Annotated in this window: 16 protein-coding genes; 8 read left to right on the top strand and 8 right to left on the bottom strand. The window is 71.7% G+C overall.

Annotated elements, in window-relative coordinates; genetic code table 11:
- The first annotated feature begins 2 nt into the window (after positions 1–2).
- Positions 3–479 carry a hypothetical protein gene (locus ACFPCV_RS36330; protein ID WP_378061814.1) on the top strand — a complete coding sequence of 159 codons (477 nt, stop codon included), beginning with the start codon at positions 3–5 and terminating at the stop codon, positions 477–479.
- Entirely contained in the window at positions 476–1,963 is a 1,488-nt protein-coding gene (locus ACFPCV_RS36325; protein ID WP_378061812.1) for a flagellar basal body protein FliL, read from the top strand. Before ACFPCV_RS36330 ends, ACFPCV_RS36325 begins: the two co-directional genes overlap by 4 nt.
- Before the next feature lie 77 nt (positions 1,964–2,040).
- Here ACFPCV_RS36325 and ACFPCV_RS36320 read toward each other — a convergent pair whose 3' ends face one another.
- Positions 2,041–2,406, bottom strand: coding sequence for a VOC family protein (locus ACFPCV_RS36320; protein WP_378061810.1), 366 nt, complete (start codon positions 2,404–2,406; stop codon positions 2,041–2,043).
- Between the two features lie 100 nt (positions 2,407–2,506).
- Between ACFPCV_RS36320 and ACFPCV_RS36315 the strand changes: the two genes are divergently transcribed.
- Positions 2,507–5,311: an aconitate hydratase gene (locus ACFPCV_RS36315; protein ID WP_378061809.1), complete on the top strand. Its 2,805-nt coding sequence runs from the start codon at positions 2,507–2,509 to the stop codon at positions 5,309–5,311.
- Between the two features lie 141 nt (positions 5,312–5,452).
- On the opposite strand, the gene ACFPCV_RS36310 is transcribed toward ACFPCV_RS36315, so the two are convergent.
- The 6 genes from ACFPCV_RS36310 to egtA form a co-directional block, all read right to left on the bottom strand.
- Positions 5,453–6,352: a DNA-3-methyladenine glycosylase family protein gene (locus ACFPCV_RS36310; RefSeq protein ID WP_378061807.1), complete on the bottom strand. Its 900-nt coding sequence runs from the start codon at positions 6,350–6,352 to the stop codon at positions 5,453–5,455.
- A 108-nt stretch (positions 6,353–6,460) separates the two neighbouring features.
- Positions 6,461–6,649, bottom strand: a complete 189-nt coding sequence (locus ACFPCV_RS36305) for a hypothetical protein (protein WP_378061806.1) — start codon at positions 6,647–6,649, stop codon at positions 6,461–6,463.
- A gap of 241 nt (positions 6,650–6,890) precedes the next feature.
- On the bottom strand, positions 6,891–7,859 hold the full coding sequence (egtD, locus tag ACFPCV_RS36300) for an L-histidine N(alpha)-methyltransferase (protein WP_378061804.1): 969 nt from the start codon (positions 7,857–7,859) through the stop codon (positions 6,891–6,893).
- On the bottom strand, positions 7,856–8,602 hold the full coding sequence (egtC, locus tag ACFPCV_RS36295) for an ergothioneine biosynthesis protein EgtC (protein ID WP_378061802.1): 747 nt from the start codon (positions 8,600–8,602) through the stop codon (positions 7,856–7,858). Before egtC ends, egtD begins: the two co-directional genes overlap by 4 nt.
- Before the next feature lie 3 nt (positions 8,603–8,605).
- Positions 8,606–9,931 carry an ergothioneine biosynthesis protein EgtB gene (egtB, locus tag ACFPCV_RS36290; protein WP_378061800.1) on the bottom strand — a complete coding sequence of 442 codons (1,326 nt, stop codon included), beginning with the start codon at positions 9,929–9,931 and terminating at the stop codon, positions 8,606–8,608.
- Positions 9,928–11,154 (bottom strand): ergothioneine biosynthesis glutamate--cysteine ligase EgtA, encoded by a 1,227-nt coding sequence (gene egtA, locus ACFPCV_RS36285; RefSeq protein ID WP_378061798.1) that lies wholly within the window; start codon positions 11,152–11,154, stop codon positions 9,928–9,930. The genes egtB and egtA overlap by 4 nt, the downstream gene beginning before the upstream one ends.
- A 168-nt stretch (positions 11,155–11,322) precedes the next feature.
- On the opposite strand from egtA, the gene ACFPCV_RS36280 reads away from it, so the two are divergent.
- The 4 genes from ACFPCV_RS36280 to ACFPCV_RS36265 all read left to right on the top strand — a co-directional run bounded on the left by ACFPCV_RS36280 (position 11,323) and on the right by ACFPCV_RS36265 (position 15,083).
- Complete coding sequence (locus ACFPCV_RS36280) at positions 11,323–11,901, top strand: TetR/AcrR family transcriptional regulator (protein WP_378061797.1); 579 nt, start codon at positions 11,323–11,325, stop codon at positions 11,899–11,901.
- Positions 11,902–11,910: 9 nt separating this feature from the next.
- A complete protein-coding gene (locus tag ACFPCV_RS36275; RefSeq protein WP_378061795.1) occupies positions 11,911–12,474 on the top strand; it encodes a TIGR03086 family metal-binding protein in 564 nt (187 codons plus the stop codon).
- 145 nt (positions 12,475–12,619) lie between these two features.
- On the top strand, positions 12,620–13,972 hold the full coding sequence (locus ACFPCV_RS36270) for a hemolysin family protein (protein ID WP_378061793.1): 1,353 nt from the start codon (positions 12,620–12,622) through the stop codon (positions 13,970–13,972).
- 61 nt (positions 13,973–14,033) lie between these two features.
- Positions 14,034–15,083 carry a hemolysin family protein gene (locus ACFPCV_RS36265; protein ID WP_378061791.1) on the top strand — a complete coding sequence of 350 codons (1,050 nt, stop codon included), beginning with the start codon at positions 14,034–14,036 and terminating at the stop codon, positions 15,081–15,083.
- Between the two features lie 86 nt (positions 15,084–15,169).
- Here ACFPCV_RS36265 and ACFPCV_RS36260 read toward each other — a convergent pair whose 3' ends face one another.
- Entirely contained in the window at positions 15,170–16,096 is a 927-nt protein-coding gene (locus ACFPCV_RS36260) for a DMT family transporter (RefSeq protein ID WP_378061789.1), read from the bottom strand.
- Between ACFPCV_RS36260 and ACFPCV_RS36255 the strand changes: the two genes are divergently transcribed.
- A complete protein-coding gene (locus tag ACFPCV_RS36255) occupies positions 16,095–17,486 on the top strand; it encodes an aminotransferase-like domain-containing protein (protein ID WP_378061787.1) in 1,392 nt (463 codons plus the stop codon). The two genes, ACFPCV_RS36260 and ACFPCV_RS36255, sit on opposite strands and share 2 nt — an antisense overlap.
- Positions 17,487–17,503: the final 17 nt, after the last annotated feature.

Here is a 17,503-nt window from a genome sequence, read left to right as displayed (position 1 = left end):
GCGTGCTCTCGCGAACCGGGGCCGCGCGGCACCCGCCCGCCGCCGCGCTCACCGCGGCCGGCCTGACGACGGTCGGGATCGGCACGTTCCTGCCGTGGGTGGTCTCGGGGACCGTGCTGCGCGACAGCTACCAGTCGATCGCGGTCATCCGCACCGTCGGGGTGCTCGACGGGAACCCGCTCGCGCTGCTGCTCGACGCGTGGACACTGCTGATCCCGGTGATCACGCTCTGCATTGTCGTGTACGCGGTGGGTTTCCGCAGGTCGGCCGCAACGATTTCCACCGTTGTGGCGATAATCAGCGGAACCGTGGCGGGGTTCGCCACCGTCCTAGGCGGTGGCGAGGACATCAGCCTCGGCATCTCGAGCACCGGCCCCGTGACGACGCTGATCGGGTCCGTACTGGCACTGGTCGGGGTCGTCGGCATCTTCACAGGCCGGCGCAGCAGCGCGACCGAAGACGCAGGAGGGGAACCGTGACCTATCCAGGTTCTGGCGGCCAGTGGCAGCCGAACGATCCGAACCAGCAGGGCCCGGGTGGCTACCCGCAGCAGGGGTACGGCCAGCAGCCCGGCTACCCGCAGCAGGGCGGTTACCCACAGCAGGGCGGTTACCCACAGACCGGACCACAGCCCCCGCAGGGTGGCTACCCGCAGACCGGCCCGCAGGGGTTCCAGCAGCCGCAGACCGGCCCGCAGGGCTTCCAGCAGCCCTACGGGCAGCCGAACTTCGGCGGTCTGGGCGGCGAGCCGCCCAAGAAGCGGGGCAAGGGCCCGATCATCGGCGCGATCGCCGCGGTGGTCGTGGTCGCGCTCGGCGTCGGCGCGACGATCTTCGTGCTCAACCGCAGCGGCAGCGACCAGGCAGGCCAGGACAACCCGACGCAGGCGGCGACCAACCTGGTCAACAGCCTCAGCCAGGGTGACGTGCTCGGCGTGCTGGAGAGCCTGACGCCCGCGGAGTCCGCGCTGCTCGTCGACTTCAACTCGCGGACCACCGAGCGCCTCAAGGAGCTGAAGGTCTACAAGGAGGACGCCGACCCGAACAAGCTGCACGGCGCGTCGGTCGAGGCGACCAACCTCAAGTACGACGAGCAGGGCGCGGAGAAGGTCAACGACCATTTGACCATCACCAAGCTCATCGGCGGCACCGTGTCGCTCCGCTCGGACGTCAGCGAACTGCCGCTCACCGAGGAGTTCATGGACGCGGCGTTCCCGGACGGCATGGTGAGCACCGAGCCGACCGACGAGAAGGTCGACATCGCCGAGGTCGTCAAGGAGTCCGGCGAGCCGATCCGCATCGCGACCGTCAAGGTCGACGACAAGTGGTACCCGAGCCTCTTCTACACGGTCGCCGACTACGCGCTGCTGGAGTCGGGCGAGGAGTGGCCGTCGGAGCCGATCGCGAACAACGGCGCGGGCAGCGCGGAAGAAGCGGTCGAGGAGATGGTGCAGGCCTCGATCAACGCCGACGTCGAGCGGGTCATCGAGCTGCTGCCGCCGGACGAGATGGGCGCACTGCACGACGCGGGCCCGGTCCTGGTCGAGGCGGCCGGCAGGCCGTCGCCCGCCCCGGTCGAGGTCACCAGCCTGGAGACCGATTCGGCGGCCGCCGAGACCGGCGGCATGCGCGTCACGCTGAAGGAGGTCGAGGTCAGGGCCGAGGGCCAGACCTTCCGCGTGGTCAAGGACGGCGACTGCTACACCGCCGAGGCCGAGGGCGAGACGCAGCAGCTGTGCGCCGCCGACATGGCCAAGGAGATCGGCGGCACCGACATGCCTGCCGACGTCCGGCAGGCGCTGGCCAACCTCGCGTCCGGCATGCTCAAGAACACCGGCGTGGTCGCCACCGAGTTCGACGGCAAGTGGTACGTCAGCCCGCTGCGCACCTACAGCGAGCTGGGCCTGACCGCCCTGTCCGACCTGACGCCGGAAGACGTGCTCGCGCTCGTCTCCATGGGCTAGCCCGCCTCCCGGAATTGTCGCGGGCAAGCAGCGGCGGCCCGGCACTCCCCACGGGGGTGCCGGGCCGTTTCGCGTGCTCAGCCCGCCAGGAACTCGAGCCTGTTGCCGACCGGGTCGCTCGTGTGGAAGCGGCGGCGGCCGGGGATCTCAGCCGGGTCGGCCCACCGGATCTCGTGGCCCGCGGCCGTGATCGCGGCCGCCATGGCGTCGACGTCCACGACGAAGGCCGGGTGGGCCTTCTTCGCCGGGCGGAAGTCCTCCTCGACGCCGACGTGCAGCTCGGCGTCCGGGCCGCCGAGGCCGGGGACCCGGAACCAGCAGCCGCCCCTGGCCGCGAGCAGCGGCGGTTTCGGCAGCTCAGTCCAGCCCAGCACCCCGGTGTAGTACCCGCGCAGGTGATCTTCGCTGCCGACCGGCGCGGCGATCTGTACGTGGTGCAGCATGGGTGGGACCCTCCCTTGGCGTCGAATACAGGACAAGCGTACTGTTTGACGTGAGAGAGGTCGTTCCCGAACCACACACCACCGGCCAATGGAGTTGGACGTGACCGCACCAGCAAGCAAGGACACCTTCGGCGCCCGCCAATCGCTGACCGTCGGCGATGCCTCGCACGAGGTGTTCCGGCTCGATGCCGTCAAGGGCTCCGAACGTCTCCCGTACAGCCTGAAGATCCTGCTCGAGAACCTGCTGCGCACCGAGGACGGCGTGAACATCACCGCCGACCACGTCAACGCGCTCGCGGGCTGGGACCCGGCGGCCGAGCCGTCGACGGAGATCCAGTTCACGCCGGGCCGCGTGGTCATGCAGGACTTCACCGGCGTGCCGTGCGTGGTGGACCTCGCGACCATGCGTGAGGCGGTCACCACGCTGGGCGGCGACCCGGCCAAGGTCAACCCGCTCGCACCCGCCGAACTGGTGATCGACCACTCGGTGATCGCGGACATCTTCGGCCGCCCCGACGCGTTCGAGCGCAACGTCGACCTGGAGTACGAGCGCAACAAGGAGCGCTACCAGTTCCTGCGCTGGGGCCAGAGCGCGTTCGACGAGTTCAAGGTCGTGCCGCCGGGCACCGGCATCGTGCACCAGGTCAACATCGAGCACCTCGCGCGCGTGGTGATGACCAGGGGCGGGCAGGCCTACCCGGACACGCTGGTCGGCACCGACAGCCACACCACGATGGTCAACGGCCTCGGCGTGCTCGGCTGGGGCGTCGGCGGCATCGAGGCGGAGGCCGCGATGCTCGGCCAGCCGGTGTCGATGCTCATCCCGCGCGTGGTCGGCTTCAAGCTCGACGGTGAGCTGCCCCCGGGTGCCACCGCGACCGACCTGGTGCTGACCATCACCGAGATGCTGCGTGAGCACGGCGTGGTCGGCAAGTTCGTCGAGTTCTACGGCGCAGGCGTGCCGGCCGTGCCGCTCGCGAACCGCGCCACGATCGGCAACATGAGCCCCGAGTTCGGCTCCACCTGCGCGATCTTCCCGATCGACGGCGAGACGGTGGACTACCTGAAGTTCACCGGCCGCTCCGCGGAGCAGGTCGCGCTGGTCGAGGCGTACGCCAAGGAACAGGGCCTCTGGCACGACCCGTCGGTCGAGCCCGCCTTCTCCGAGACGCTGTCGCTCGACCTGTCCACGGTGGTGCCGTCGATCGCGGGCCCCAAGCGCCCGCAGGACCGCATCGCGCTGACCGACGCGAAGCCCGCGTTCCGCTCCGCGCTGCGCAACTACACCACCGGCGCCGAGAACGACTCCACAGTGGACGAGGCGTCGAAGGAGTCCTTCCCCGCGTCCGACTCCCCCACGTACACCGATGGCGGCAACGGCGACGGCACACCGGCGCACTTCACCGCCGCCGAGGGTGCGCAGGGCCGCCCGAGCCGCCCGACGAAGGTCACGCTCGACGGCGCGGGTTTCGAACTGGACCACGGCGCGGTCGCGATCGCCGCGATCACGTCGTGCACGAACACGTCGAACCCGTCGGTGATGCTCGGCGCCGCGCTGCTCGCGAAGAAGGCGGTCGAGAAGGGCCTGTCCCGCAAGCCGTGGGTCAAGACCACGCTCGCGCCGGGCTCGAAGGTCGTCATGGACTACTACGAGCGCGCGGGCCTGCTGCCCTACCTGGAGAAGCTGGGCTTCCACCTGGTCGGCTACGGCTGCACCACGTGCATCGGCAACTCGGGCCCGCTTCAGGACGAGATCTCCGCCGCGGTCAACGAGGCCGACCTCGCGGTCGTGTCGGTGCTGTCCGGCAACCGCAACTTCGAGGGCCGGATCAACCCGGACATCAAGATGAACTACCTCGCGTCCCCGCCACTGGTGGTCGCGTACGCGCTGGCCGGTTCGATGGACAAGGACATCACCACCGAGCCCCTCGGCACCGGCAACGACGGTGAGCCGGTGTACCTGTCGGACATCTGGCCCAGCCCGCAGGAGATCCAGGACGTGGTCGCGTCGGCCATCTCCTCGGAGATGTTCTCGAAGGACTACGCGGACGTGTTCGCGGGCGACGAGCGGTGGCAGTCGCTCCCGACCCCGTCCGGCAACACCTTCGAGTGGGACAGCGAGTCGACCTACGTGCGCAAGCCCCCGTACTTCGAGGGCATGGAGCCGACCCCGGCGCCGGTGACGGACATCGATGGCGCCCGAGTCCTCGCCCTGCTCGGCGACTCGGTGACGACGGACCACATCTCCCCGGCCGGTGCCATCAAGCAGGACTCGCCCGCGGGCAGGTACCTGACCGAGCACGGCGTCGAGCGCAAGGACTTCAACTCGTACGGCTCCCGCCGGGGCAACCACGAGGTGATGATCCGGGGCACCTTCGCCAACATCCGCCTGAGGAACCTCCTCCTCGACGACGTCCAGGGCGGTTTCACCCGCAACTTCCTGGCAGGCGGCGAACAGACCACGATCTACGACGCGTCGGTCGCCTACGCGGAGGCGGGCGTGCCGCTGGTGGTGCTCGCGGGCAAGGAGTACGGGTCGGGCTCGTCCCGCGACTGGGCGGCGAAGGGCACCTCCCTCCTCGGCGTGCGCGCCGTGATCGCGGAGTCGTTCGAACGCATCCACCGCTCGAACCTGATCGGCATGGGTGTGCTGCCCCTGCAGTTCCCGGCCGGCGAGTCGGCCACGTCCCTCGGCCTCGACGGCACGGAGACCTACTCCGTCGAAGGTGTCACGAAGCTCAACGACGGCGGAAACCCCCGCACCGTCAAGGTGAGCGCCACCCGAGAGGACGGCACCACCAAGGAGTTCGACGCGGTGGTCCGCATCGACACCCCGGGCGAAGCCGACTACTACCGCAACGGCGGCATCATGCAGTACGTACTGCGGAAGATGGTCAACAGCTAGGACCTTCCCGACCGGTGCCCGGCGACGAGATGTCGCCGGGCACCTTGTCGTTGCGGGACAAGGAACGGCTCGCAGGGCAGCGCCACCGGGCCGGGCCACCTCCCAGCGGGCTCTCGACTGCCCCGAAGGACGGCTCACGTGTCAACCACGTTCCTCCCGCTGTACCCGGAGCAGCAACGACACCCACGTCCGGAAAGGACGCCAGTCATCCGCGACCTCCCGCAGCTCGGCCCTGGTGCCGACCGGATAGACGCGCCGCATCTCCTCGTGCAGCCGGGTTTCCGCTTCGGGAAAGCCGTCCGGGTGTGCGGCCCCGCGCAACAGCACCAGCTCCGCAGAGAAGTCGCCGATGCCCGGCAACGTCCGCAGCCGCGCCAGCGCCTCCGCCACCGGTACGGACCTCAGCTCCTCGGCGTCCAGCCGGCCCGCCTCCGCCGCCTCCGCGATCGCCTTCAGCCGGTCGCTCTTCGTTTCGCTCACCATCGGCACCCGGGGCTGGGCACGCAGCACCGCGGGTGACGGGAACGACGGCAACTCCACTCCGTGCACATCGACCGTCGAACCCAGCTCGATCGCCAGCTTTCGTTTGATCGTCGCCGCCTGGGTCATCCGGATCCGGTGGGCGATGACGGCGAAACACGCCGCCTCGTACGGCGAGTGGAACGCCACCGGCCGCAGGCCCGGGTAGCGCGCCAGCAACTCGCCCACCACCGGATCTCGCGCGGCGACAGCCGCGAAGCCCGTGCCGTCCACGTCCAGCGACAGGATCCGGCGCGCGGCCGCCACCGCCTTGTCCACGTCGGACGGTTCGCCGCGGACGGCTATGCGTACCGGGCCGTTGGGGAACGGTTGCCGCACCAGCACACCGACCGGTCGCCAGCTCGGCGCCACCGGGAACGCGAGCCGCAGCTCACCGGGACGGGACGCCGCGTCGGCGCGGGCGGCGGGTGCGAAGCCCTCCAGGAAGCGGGCGCTCGCCGTGAGGTCGAACGGGCCGTGGACGGGAACGTCAAGCCAGGTCACCTGGTCGATGGTTGTCATGGGGGACACGATGCCCCGGGGCACCGACAGAAACCGGCGGGGAGGCAAGCGAATGGGACACTCGTACGGAAAGGGTGGAGCTGGGGACGTGCGGGCCGGTCGCGGCGTTCAGTCAAGCCCGAGAGCAGGGTCCTTCTCCGGCCACCGGAGATCCAGCGGTCGCCTGTCCACCGCACGGGATTCGTCCCGCTCCTCCGCCGGGAAGCGCTCGTTCAGGTCGACCAGTGCGGGGGCCACGGCCATCAACACGATGACGGCCAGTCCGACGACGATGCCCAGGGTCGCGATGACGCTCATGTTCTTCCTCCCCTGTCGTTGCTGTGGTACCTCCAGGTTCGTCGTCCGGGCTGGTCGACGGATCGGCCGATGGGCCCGACGCCATCGGCCAACTGGTTCGACCGGTTCCCTTCCCGACCGCGCAGGCACCACGCGCACGTCGCGCTGGACCTGGTCGCCTCGTGCGGGCGAACCCGGCGCGGGCAGCGCGTTGCTGCCGCGCCGGGTCTGCCCGGGCGCCGTGCTGTGCGGCCGACGTCGGCTACTCGGCGGCCTGTGACAGTGAGACGCCGAAGCGGCCCAGCTTGTCGGTCCACCACTTGGTCAGCGCGAACCCGGCGTCCGCGAGTTCGCTCGCCACCCGGTCCGGTTGGAACTTCGACGAGACCTCGGTGCGCATCTCCTCACCCTCGGCGAAGTCGACCTCGAGGTTCATCGCCGGGATGCGCACCCGCATCGCGCGGGTGGCCCGCAGGCGCATCTCGATCCGCTCCTCCTCCTCGTTCCACACCGCCACGTGCTCGAACGCCGCCACGTCGAAGTCCGCGGCCAGCTCGCGGTTCAGCACGTGCAGCACGTTGCGGTTGAACTCCGCCGTCACGCCGTCGGCGTCGTCGTAGGCGCGGACCAGCGTGTCGCGGTCCTTCGCCAGGTCGGTGCCGAGCAGCAGCCACTCCCCCGGCGCCAGGTTGTCCCGCAGCGCGGACAGGAACTTCGCGCGTTCGACAGGCACGAAGTTGCCGATCGTGCCGCCGAGGAACACCACCATGCGGGGCGCGGCGCCCGGCAGCAACGCCAGGTGCTGGGTGAAGTCGCCCACCACGCCGTGCACGGCGGCAGGCGCGTACGCCGAGCGCAGGAACTCCACCGACGAGGTGAGCGCCGCCTCCGACACGTCCAGCGCCACGATCTCCCGCAGCGTTCCTCTGTCCCGCAACGCGTCCAGCAGCAGTCTGGTCTTCTCCGACGAGCCGGAACCCAGCTCCACCAGCGTCCGCGCGCTGCTCAGCCCGGCGATCTCCCCGGCCCGGTCGGTCAGCACCTCCCGTTCGGCACGGGTCGGGTAGTACTCCTCGAGCCGGGTGATCTCCTCGAACAGCTCACTCCCCCGCGCGTCGTAGAACCACTTGGGCGGCAACGTCTTCGGTGTCGCCGTCAGGCCCGTCAGCACATCCGAACGCAGGCCGCGTACGACGTCGTCCCGCGTCAGGTGCACGGTCAGGTCGGTCATGGGTCTCCCAGTCTCATAATGTCCACATTGGACGGTGTGGCGGTCACGAGGTGCCCGTCAGGGACCTCGTGCCAGCCCGGGTCCTCGTCGTACGGCTCGGAGGCGACCACCACCGCGCCGGGCAGCGAACGCACCCACAACGCGTGCGTCCACGCGGTCCCGACGACGGTCGAGCCGTCGGTCAGCAACAGGTTCAGCCGTGAGCCGGGCGCCGCCTCGGCCACCTCGGTGACCACCGACGCGACCGCCTTCTCCGGTGCCACCCCGGCCGAAAGCCGCGCCCGCACCAGCAGCCACAGCAGTGCGGAGTCGGTCGGCGCGTCCATCAGCAGCAGGTCGGTCACCGGCAACCGCGACGCGAGCGCCGCGACGGCCGACGGCCAGCCACGCACCAGACCGTTGTGGCTGAACAACCACCGGCCGCCGACGAAGGGCGCACACGCGGTCTCCACGACCGGCATGCCGATCGTGGCGGAGCGGACGGCCGCGAGCACCCCGCCCGTGATGACCGATCCGGCCAGCCCCGGCAGTGCGGCGTCGGTCCACATGGCCGCGGGGCGGCGCACCCGGACCGGTTCCGGCTCGCCCGTGTACCAGCCGATCCCGTACCCGTCCGCGTTCACGGTGCCGCCGCCCCGCATGTCACGGGGCGACCACGACTGCGCCAGCAACGAGTGCGGCGGCGTCAGCAGCAGGTCGGCGAGCCGCACGGGCTCGCCGACATAGGCAAGGTGCCTGCACACGGGTCAGGCCAGCTCCTCACGGGTCGCGTCCCGCGCACACCGGAACCCCGCGAAGATCTGCCGCCGGATGGGGTGGTCCCAGTTGCGGAACGTCGCCCGGCACGCGGCCGGGTCGGTGCCGAACGAGCCGCCGCGCAGCATCTTGTAGTCCCCGCCGAAGAACACCTCCGAGTACTCGCGGTACGGGAACGCCTCGAACCCCGGGTAGCCGTGGAAGCCGGTGTCGACCCACTCCCACACGTCCCCGATCAGCTGGTGCACCCCCAGCGGCGACACGCCGCCCGGGTACGCGCCGACCGGGGCTGGCGACAGGTGCCGCTGCCCCAGGTTCGCGTGCTCCTGGCCGGGATCCAAGTCGCCCCACGGGAACCGGCGGGACCTGCCGGTGGCCGGGTCGAAACGGGCCGCCTTCTCCCACTCCGGCTCGGTCGGCAGCCGCCTGCCTGCCCACGTGGCGTACGCCAGCGCCTCGTGGAAGCACACGTGCACCACCGGCTCGTCCGGCGGGATCGATTCGGTGTGCCCGAACCGGTCCCGCAGCCAGCCCGCACCGTCGCGCACCCAGAACCGCGGCGCGGTCAGGTCGGCCTTCACCCGGTACGCCCAGCCCTCCTCGGACCAGAACCGCTGGTCCTCGTACCCGCCTGCCGCGACGAACGCGAGGTACTGCTCGTTCGTCACCGGCGCGGTGTCGATGAAGAACGCGTCGACGTGCACGTCGTGCGCGGGTCGCTCGTTGTCCAGGGCCCACGCGTCGATCGAGGTGCCCATGGTGAACGGACCGGCAGGCACCAGCACCTCGGCGGTCGGCAGCGGGCGGCCGGGTGGCGGTGGTGGCGCGTGCAGCACCGGCGGGCCGGACCGCAGCTGGTGGGTGGCCAACATGGTCTCGTCGTGCTGCTGCTCGTGCTGGACGATCATGCCGAACGCGAACCCGCCCGCCTCCAGCCTGCGCCCGTCCAGCGGGCTGGAGGCGAGCACGTCGAACGCCTTGTCCCGCACCTCCCGCACGTACGCGCGGGCCTGCCCGGGGGACAGCAGCGGCAGCGCGGGCCGGTCGGCACGCGGGTGCTGGAACGCGTCGTACAGGTCGTCGATGTCCGGGCGCAGCGGCTCGCGGCCACCCACGTCACGGACCAGCCACAGCTCCTCCTGGCTGCCGATGTGGGCGAGGTCCCACACCAGCGGCGACATCAGCCTGGAGTGCTGGCGAACGAGATCGTCGTCGTCCACGGCGTCGGTCAGCGCCACGCTGCGGTCCCGCGCCCGCCGCAGCTGCACGGCAACGCGTGCCCGCAGCTCCTCGGTCCCCATGTCCGCCGCGGTCATCCCTTGCTCCTCACGATGAGACGGTCGAGGTCGGCGACGATCGCCGAGGTCAGGCCGGGCGGCAGGCCCATGCCGGGCAGCGCGGCGGCACCCAGCTCCAGCACCGTCGCCGCGGCGTCGGCGAGTGCGGCGTCGGCGAGCCCGTCGCGGGCCGCCGGCAGCCACCGGTCGCCGACCGGCAGGCAGGCGTCGAGCACGGCGTCGACCGTTCGCCGGTCCGACATCAGCGCGGCGAGCAGCGCGGTCGGGGTGACCCAGCCGCTGCCCGGCTGCGCGTCGAGGTAACGCACCTCGAGGTACCCGTGCGGGCGCACGGGCGGGAAGATGGTCGACAGGTGGTAGTCGAGGTCGTCGGTGGTCGGCGGCGTCGGCAGGCCGCCGGCCACCCAGTCGGCGAACGTGAGCCCGGCGGGCGTGTGCCAGCGTGCGCCCTCCCCGCGCACGCACAGAACGGGCGTGTCGAGCACGCGGCGGGCCCAGTCGGCGGCCGGGTCCGCGACGATCGCGGACGGGAGCGACCTGGCCGGGTCGGTGCCGAGCACCGCGCGCATCCGTGCCGACGCCCAGCCGGTCCGGTTGCCGGACAGCGTCGGGGAGTTCGCGAACGCGGCGACCAGCACCGGGCCGAGCGCGCTCACCGCCGCCCACCGGTCGGCGACCGTGTCCGCCTCACCGGCGTCCAGGCACACCTGTAGACCGGCGGTGCAGCACATCATGGTGATCCCGTGCGGCCCGATGGCCTCGAAGACGTGTTCCATCGCGGCGTAGCGCGGGGTGTCGAGGATTCTCGCCGGGGACCGGTGTGGGTCGACGGCCTTGTCGCCGAGGACCAGGCCCGCTTCCGCGAGGAGTTCGGTGAGAAACGCGAGGTCGGCGTGGACCGCGTCGAACAGCTCGGCGAGGGATGGTTGCGGTAGAGCGGAGATCTCCACCTGACCGCCGGGTTCGACGGTGAGCGGAGAGCCGGATGGCAGTGGGTCCTGAGGGCTGTCGGGGGTCAGTGTCCTGGGAGCGTGGGGGCCGAGCGCGGCGACCAGACGAGTGGCGTCCAGTGGCCGCCGCGGATCGTCCTCGTGGTGGACTATCCACTCGAGCTCGACCCCGTGCAGCTTCGGGGGGCCGTGCTTGAAGCAGACCGAGGCGACGTATGCCTCCGCCTCGACCCGGTCCCGCAGGCGGCGCCGGTCCGGCCCCGTGACCTGCGGATCTTGGACTGCTGTCACAGCAATCACCTCCGGAAATCGACGCTACACGCGCCCACCGACAATTACGTGACGGCGAAACGGCGACGGCGTGCACGACGATCCGGACGGTGGGAGGACCCGGGAGCCCGCCAACAGAAGACGTACGTACGGATTGCATCGCGGTGAATGGACTGCCACGATCAGTTGGTGCCACGGGTCAGCCAGGATCACCTCGACGCGCGCCGCCACCAGATCCTCGACGGGGCCCGCGTCTGCTTCGCGCGCTACGGCTACGAGGGCGCGACCGTGCGGCGGCTCGAGGAGGCGACCGGCCTGTCCCGCGGCGCGATCTTCCACCACTTCCGCGACAAGGAGTCGCTGTTCCTCGCGCTGGCCGAGGACGACGCGCTGCGCATGGCGGACGTGGTCGCGAAGGAGGGGCTCGTCCAGGTCATGCGTGACCTGCTGGCGACCAAGAACGGCGCCGACTGGCTGGGCAGCCGCCTCGAGCTGTCGCGGCGGCTGCGCACCGACCCGGAGTTCCGCGACCGCTGGGCGCAGCGGTCGCGCAACCTCACCATCGCCACCCGCGCGCGCCTCGTCCGCCAGCGCGAGGCAGGCAACCTGCGGGACGACGTGGACGTCGACGTCCTCACCGCGTACCTGGAGCTGGTGCTGGAAGGTCTCGTCTCCCACCTCGCCATGGGACTGCCCGCCGACGACCTGGAGCCGGTGCTGGACCTGGTGGAGGCGTCCGTCAGGCGGCGGGGCGGCGGGGCCGCATAGCCTGGGGACATGGATCTCCTCGACGCGCACGGGCAGGCCATGGACGTGTTCGGCCACGCCGTGCACAAGGTCGGGCTCACCGACTGGGACTCCCCCACCCCGTGCACCCAGTGGTCCGTGCGCGACCTCGTGAACCACCTCGTGGTGGAGCAGCTGTGGGTGCCCGAGGTGCTGGCCGGGCGGACCGTGGCCGAGGTCGGCGACCGGTTCGACGGCGACCAGCTCGGCGACGACCCGCTCGCGGCGTGGGACGAGGCGAGTGACGTGGCGCGGTCGGCCTGGCTGCAGCCAGGCGCGGTCGACCGCACCGTCCACCTCAGCTTCGGGGACGTGGACGCGGCCGAGTACGGCTGGCAGATGACCACCGACCTCGCGGTGCACGGCTGGGACCTGGCCACGGCGCTGGGCGCGGACGCGGGCATTCCGGACGAGCTGGCCGAGGCCGTGCTGGCGTACGTGGAGCCGCAGGTCGCCGCGTGGTCGGGCACCGGCATGTTCGCCGACCCGGTTCCGGTACCGTCCGACGCGCCCGCCGCGACGCGACTGGCAGGTCTGCTCGGACGTCGGCCATAGCCGCGACCGCCCTTTACACTGGTCACCATCCCGAAAGCGGATAGGAGTGACCTGAAACCGTGCCCGACGCACAGTCCCCCAGCGACAGTACCGAGCCGGGAGAACCCGGCTGCCATACGAGTCCGGTCCTCGGCGGTGACGTCGGATGACCGGATCAGTGCTGCAAGTCCTCGGCGTCCTCGCCATCATCGCTCTCACCTTCGGCACCGCGATCTTCGTCGCCGCCGAGTTCTCCCTCACCGCGCTGGAACGCAGCCAGGTGGAACACCAGCTGCGCACGGTCGGCGACGCCCGCGCGAAGCAGGTCCACAAGGCGCACCAGTCGCTGTCCTTCCAGCTCTCCGGCGCGCAGGTCGGCATCACGATCACGACCCTGACCATGGGTTACCTCGCCGAGCCGATCATCGCGGGCTGGATAACGCCGCTGCTCGACGTGCTCGGTGTGCCTGCCGGCGCGGCGCTGCCGATCTCGCTCGTGGTCGCGCTGATCATCGCGAACGTGATCTCGATGCTGTTCGGCGAGCTGGTGCCGAAGAACCTGGCGATCGCCCGGCCAATCGCCACCGCCCGCGCGGTCGCGGGCGCGCAGATCCGGTTCTCCACCGCGCTGCGGTGGTTCATCGACCTGCTCAACGGCGCGGCCAACTGGCTCGTGCGCAGGCTCGGCATCGAGCCCGCCGACGAGCTGGCGTCCGCGCGGTCGCCCCAGGAGCTGGGCTCGCTGGTCCGCACCAGCGCCGAGCACGGCACCATCGACCCCGGCACCGCGACGCTGCTCGACCGGTCGCTGCGGTTCGGTGACCGGTCGGCCGACGAGCTGATGACCCCGCGCGTGCAGGTCGAGTCGCTGCCGATGGACGCGACCGTGCTCGACCTGATCGAGCTGACCAGGCGGACCGGCTACTCGCGGTTCCCCGTGCACGAAGGAGACCTGGACGACGTTCGCGGTGTCGTGCACGTGAAGCAGGCGTTCAGCGTGCCCGTGGACCAGCGGGCCACGACGGCGGTCAGCAAGCTGGCGCTGCCCGCGCAGACCGTGCCGGAGAGCCTCGACGGCGACACGCTGCTCGACCGGCTGCGCGGGTCGGGGCTGCAGCTCGCGGTGGTCGTCGACGAGTACGGCGGCACCGCGGGCCTGGTCACGCTGGAGGACCTGGTCGAGGAGATCGTCGGCGACGTGCGGGACGAGCACGACCGGGGCGAGGTCAACCCGGTCCGCCCGCTCGGCCGCGACAGCTGGATGGTGTCCGGGCTGCTGCGGGACGACGAGCTGGCCGACGCCACCGGGTTCCGCATGCCCGAGGGCGACTACGAGACGCTCGCCGGCCTGGTGCTCGCGCGGCTGGGCCGCATCCCCGAGGTCAACGACGAGGTGCGGATCGACGGCTGGCGGATCACCGTGATGGCCATGGACCGGCACCGGGTGGCGGAGCTGCGCGTGGCGCGGATCCCCGACACCGAGCCGGCCGGGAACAGGGAAGAGGTGGCGGCGCGGTGAACGGAGTTCGCGAAGTGAACCAGCGGAGGCCGTGGCCGCTCGGAGCCCGCGGGGGGCGGTCATGACCGGCGGTGTCGCGATCCTGGTCGCCGTTTTCCTGCTGCTGCTCAACGCGTTCTTCGTCGGCGCCGAGTTCGCTCTGGTCAGCGCGCGGCGCGACCGGCTGGAGGCGATGGCGGAGCGGGGGGTCGACCGGGCGCGGATCGTCATGCGTGCCGCAGAGCACACGTCGATGATGATGGCCGGTGCGCAGCTGGGCATCACGCTGTGCACCATCGGTCTCGGCGCGCTCGGCGAACCGACCGTGGCGCACTACCTCGAGTTGGCGCTCGGCCCGCTGAACCTGCCCGCCGCCGTGCTGCACGCGGTGGCGTTCACGATCGCGCTGCTGTTCGTGTCGATCCTGCACATCGTGCTCGGCGAGATGGTCACCAAGAACATCGCGATCGCCGCGCCGGAGAAGACCGCGGTGTGGCTGACGCCGGTGCTGGTCGGCTGGGTCCGGCTGATCCGCCCGTTGATCGCGCTGCTCAACGCGGCCGCGAACGGCGTGCTGCGGCTGCTGAAGGTCGAGCCGAGGGACGAGATCGAGAGCGCCCACACGCCGGAGGAGCTCGCGAACATGATCGCGGACTCGCGGCGGGAGGGCCTGCTCGACCCGGCGGAGCACCGGCGGCTCACGCAGACGCTGTCGTCGGCGGAGCGGTCGGTGGCCGACGTGCTGGTGCCGCTCGACGAGGTCGAGACCGTGCCGCACCCGCCGACGGTCGGCGACATCGAGGAAGCGGTCAACCGCACCGGTTTCTCCCGGTTCCCGGTGCGGATGCCCGACGGCAGGCTGAACGGCTACCTGCACGTCAAGGATGTCCTGGACCAGGCCGACAAGGACCCGTCGACACCGGTGCCCTACCACCGGATCCGCGGGCTGCCGGAGATCCCGGCCGACTCGCGGCTCGACGAGGCGCTCGCCGCGCTGCGCCGGGCCCGCAGCCACGTCGCGAAGGCGGTGGCGGCGGACCGGACGGTGCTCGGGGTGGTGGCGCTGGAGGACCTGGTCGAGGAGTACGTGGGCACCGTGCGGGACGGCACCCACACCGACCCGGACACCTGATGCGGGACGGTGTCTCCGGGTTCCTTCCCGGCGACACCGTCCGCTGCCATCCGGGCTCGATGGGGGATTCGCGACCACCACGTTCGTCACCGGGGAGCCTGCGCTGTCCGATCCGCGGTGAGCCTGGCCCGCTGGGTCACCGCCACGGCGGCGATGACCAGTACCGCGGCGCCCGCGGTCGCGGGGCTGATGTGCTGGGAGAGCAGCAGCGCCGACCACATCAGCGTCAGCACCGGCTGCAGGAGCTGGAGCTGGGAGATGCGGGCGATGCCACCGAGCGCGAGGCCCCGGTACCACGCGTAGAACCCGGCGAACATGCTCACCGCGCTCACGTAGGCCAGGCCGAGCCACGCGTTCCCGTCCGGCGCGTGCCACGGGTCCGCGGCCAGCACGGTCACCGGTACCACCACCGGCAGCGCGATGAGTAGCGCCCACGAGATCACCTGCCAGCCGCCCAGCTCACGGGCCAGCGCACCGCCCTCGGTGTAGCCCAGCGCGGCCAGCCCGACGGCCGCGAGCAGCCACAGGTCCGCGACCCGGAGCTGACCGGCGCCCTGGATCACCGCGAACGTCAGCACGGTCACCATGCCGAACCCGCACGCCGCCCAGAACTGCCACCTCGGCCGCTCTCCCCCGCGCACCACCGCGAGCACCGCCGTGGCGGCGGGCAGGAGCCCGACGAGCACGGCACCGTGCGCGGAAGTGGTGTCCCGCAAGGCAAGCGAGCTGCACAGCGGGAAGCCGACGACCACGCCGACGGCGACGAGCACGAGCCGTCGCCACTGGGCCCGGGTCGGGCGGGGCACCCGTGCCACGAGCAGGCAGACCGCGCCGAGCAGTGCCGCCGGGACGGCCCTGCCGAGCCCGACTGTGACGGCGCCGAACGCGGGCAGCGCGGCCTCGGCCGCCGGGAACGTCAGGCTGAACGCCAGCACGCCGATGCTTCCCCACAGCACGCCCGCGCCGAGTACCGGGGCACGTCGGTCGAGAGTAGCGCTATCCTTCAGTGACATGTCCAACGATAGCAGTGTGGCCCGGCTGGCTCGTGCGCTGCGCGAGCACGCGGCCACGCTCGCACCAGGCGACCAGCTGCCGTCGAGCCGGGCCATCGTCGCGAGGTACGGCGTCAGCCCGGTCACCGTCGGCCGGGCACTCGCGCGGCTCGCGGCCGAGGGCACGGTGGTCACCGAACCGGGCCGCGGCACGTTCGTCGCGCCGAGGCACACGCCCGCGGCGGACGTCGGCTGGCAGACCGTCGCGCTCGGCGACGCCCGCGTCAACACCGCCCACCTCGCGCGCATCCTCGAGGTACCGGCGCCCGGCACGCTCGTCCTGTCCTCCGGTTACCTCGCCGACGACCTGCAGCCCACCCGCTTCCTCGCCACCGCGGCGGCCCGCGCCGCGCGCAGGCCGGGGGTGTGGGGCCGGGTGCCGCCTGCCGGGCTGCCGGAGCTGCGGGCCGCGTTCGCCGCCACGATCGGCGTCGACGCCGGTGACGTCACCGTGGTCTCTGGCGGCCAGTCCGGTCTGTCGACCGCGTTCCGGGCGCTGGCCCCGCCCGGTGCGCCGGTACTGCTGGAGGCGCCGACCTACCTCGGCGCGGTCGCCGCCGCGCAGGCCGCCGACCTGCGGCCGGTCCCCGTGCCGTCGGACACCGAAGGGCTGCGGCCGGACCTGCTGGCCGAGGCGTTCGCCCGCACCGGCGCCGCGCTGTTGTACGCACAGCCGACCTTCGCCAACCCGACCGGCGCCGTGCTCGCCCCCGCCCGCAGGCAGGAGGTGCTCGACGTGGTGCGCGCGGCCGGCGCGTTCCTGATCGAGGACGACTGGGCCCGCCACCTCGCGCTGGACCGGACCGTGCCGCCCCCGCTGCTGCGCGACGACCGGGACGGGCACGTCGTGTACCTGACGTCGCTGACGAAACCGGTCGCGCCGAGCCTGCGGATCGGCGCGCTGGTCGCCCGCGGCCCGGCGGCGGGCAGGCTCGCCGCGATCCGCCGGGTCGAGGACCTGTTCATCGCCAGGCCGCTCCAGGAGATCGCGGTCGAGCTGTTCGGCTCCCCCGCCTGGCAGCGCCACCTGACCACGCTGCGCGCGGCGCTGCGGGAACGGCGGGACGCACTCGTCGCGGGACTGCGCCGCGACCTGCCGGGCGTGGAGCTGACCCAGGTGCCCTCAGGCGGCCTGCACGTGTGGGTGCGGCTGCCCGCCGGTGTCGACGAGGTCGACCTCGTCGCGCGGGCCCGCAAACGGGACGTCGTCGTCGAACCGGGTCACCCGTACTTCGTGACCGAGCCACCCGGCCCGCACCTGCGTCTCACCTACGCGGCCGCGACCCCGGCCGAGCTGACCGAGGCGACCAGCAGACTCGCCCAGGAGCTGGTCCGCCTCCCCGGGACCTGAAGTGCCGGTCCCGGCCC

This window comes from Actinophytocola glycyrrhizae, from assembly GCF_042653545.1.
GTDB classification, from domain to species: domain Bacteria; phylum Actinomycetota; class Actinomycetes; order Mycobacteriales; family Pseudonocardiaceae; genus Actinophytocola; species Actinophytocola glycyrrhizae.
Note: the sequence above shows the minus strand (reverse complement) of the source record. Positions and strands in the feature narration are given on the sequence as shown.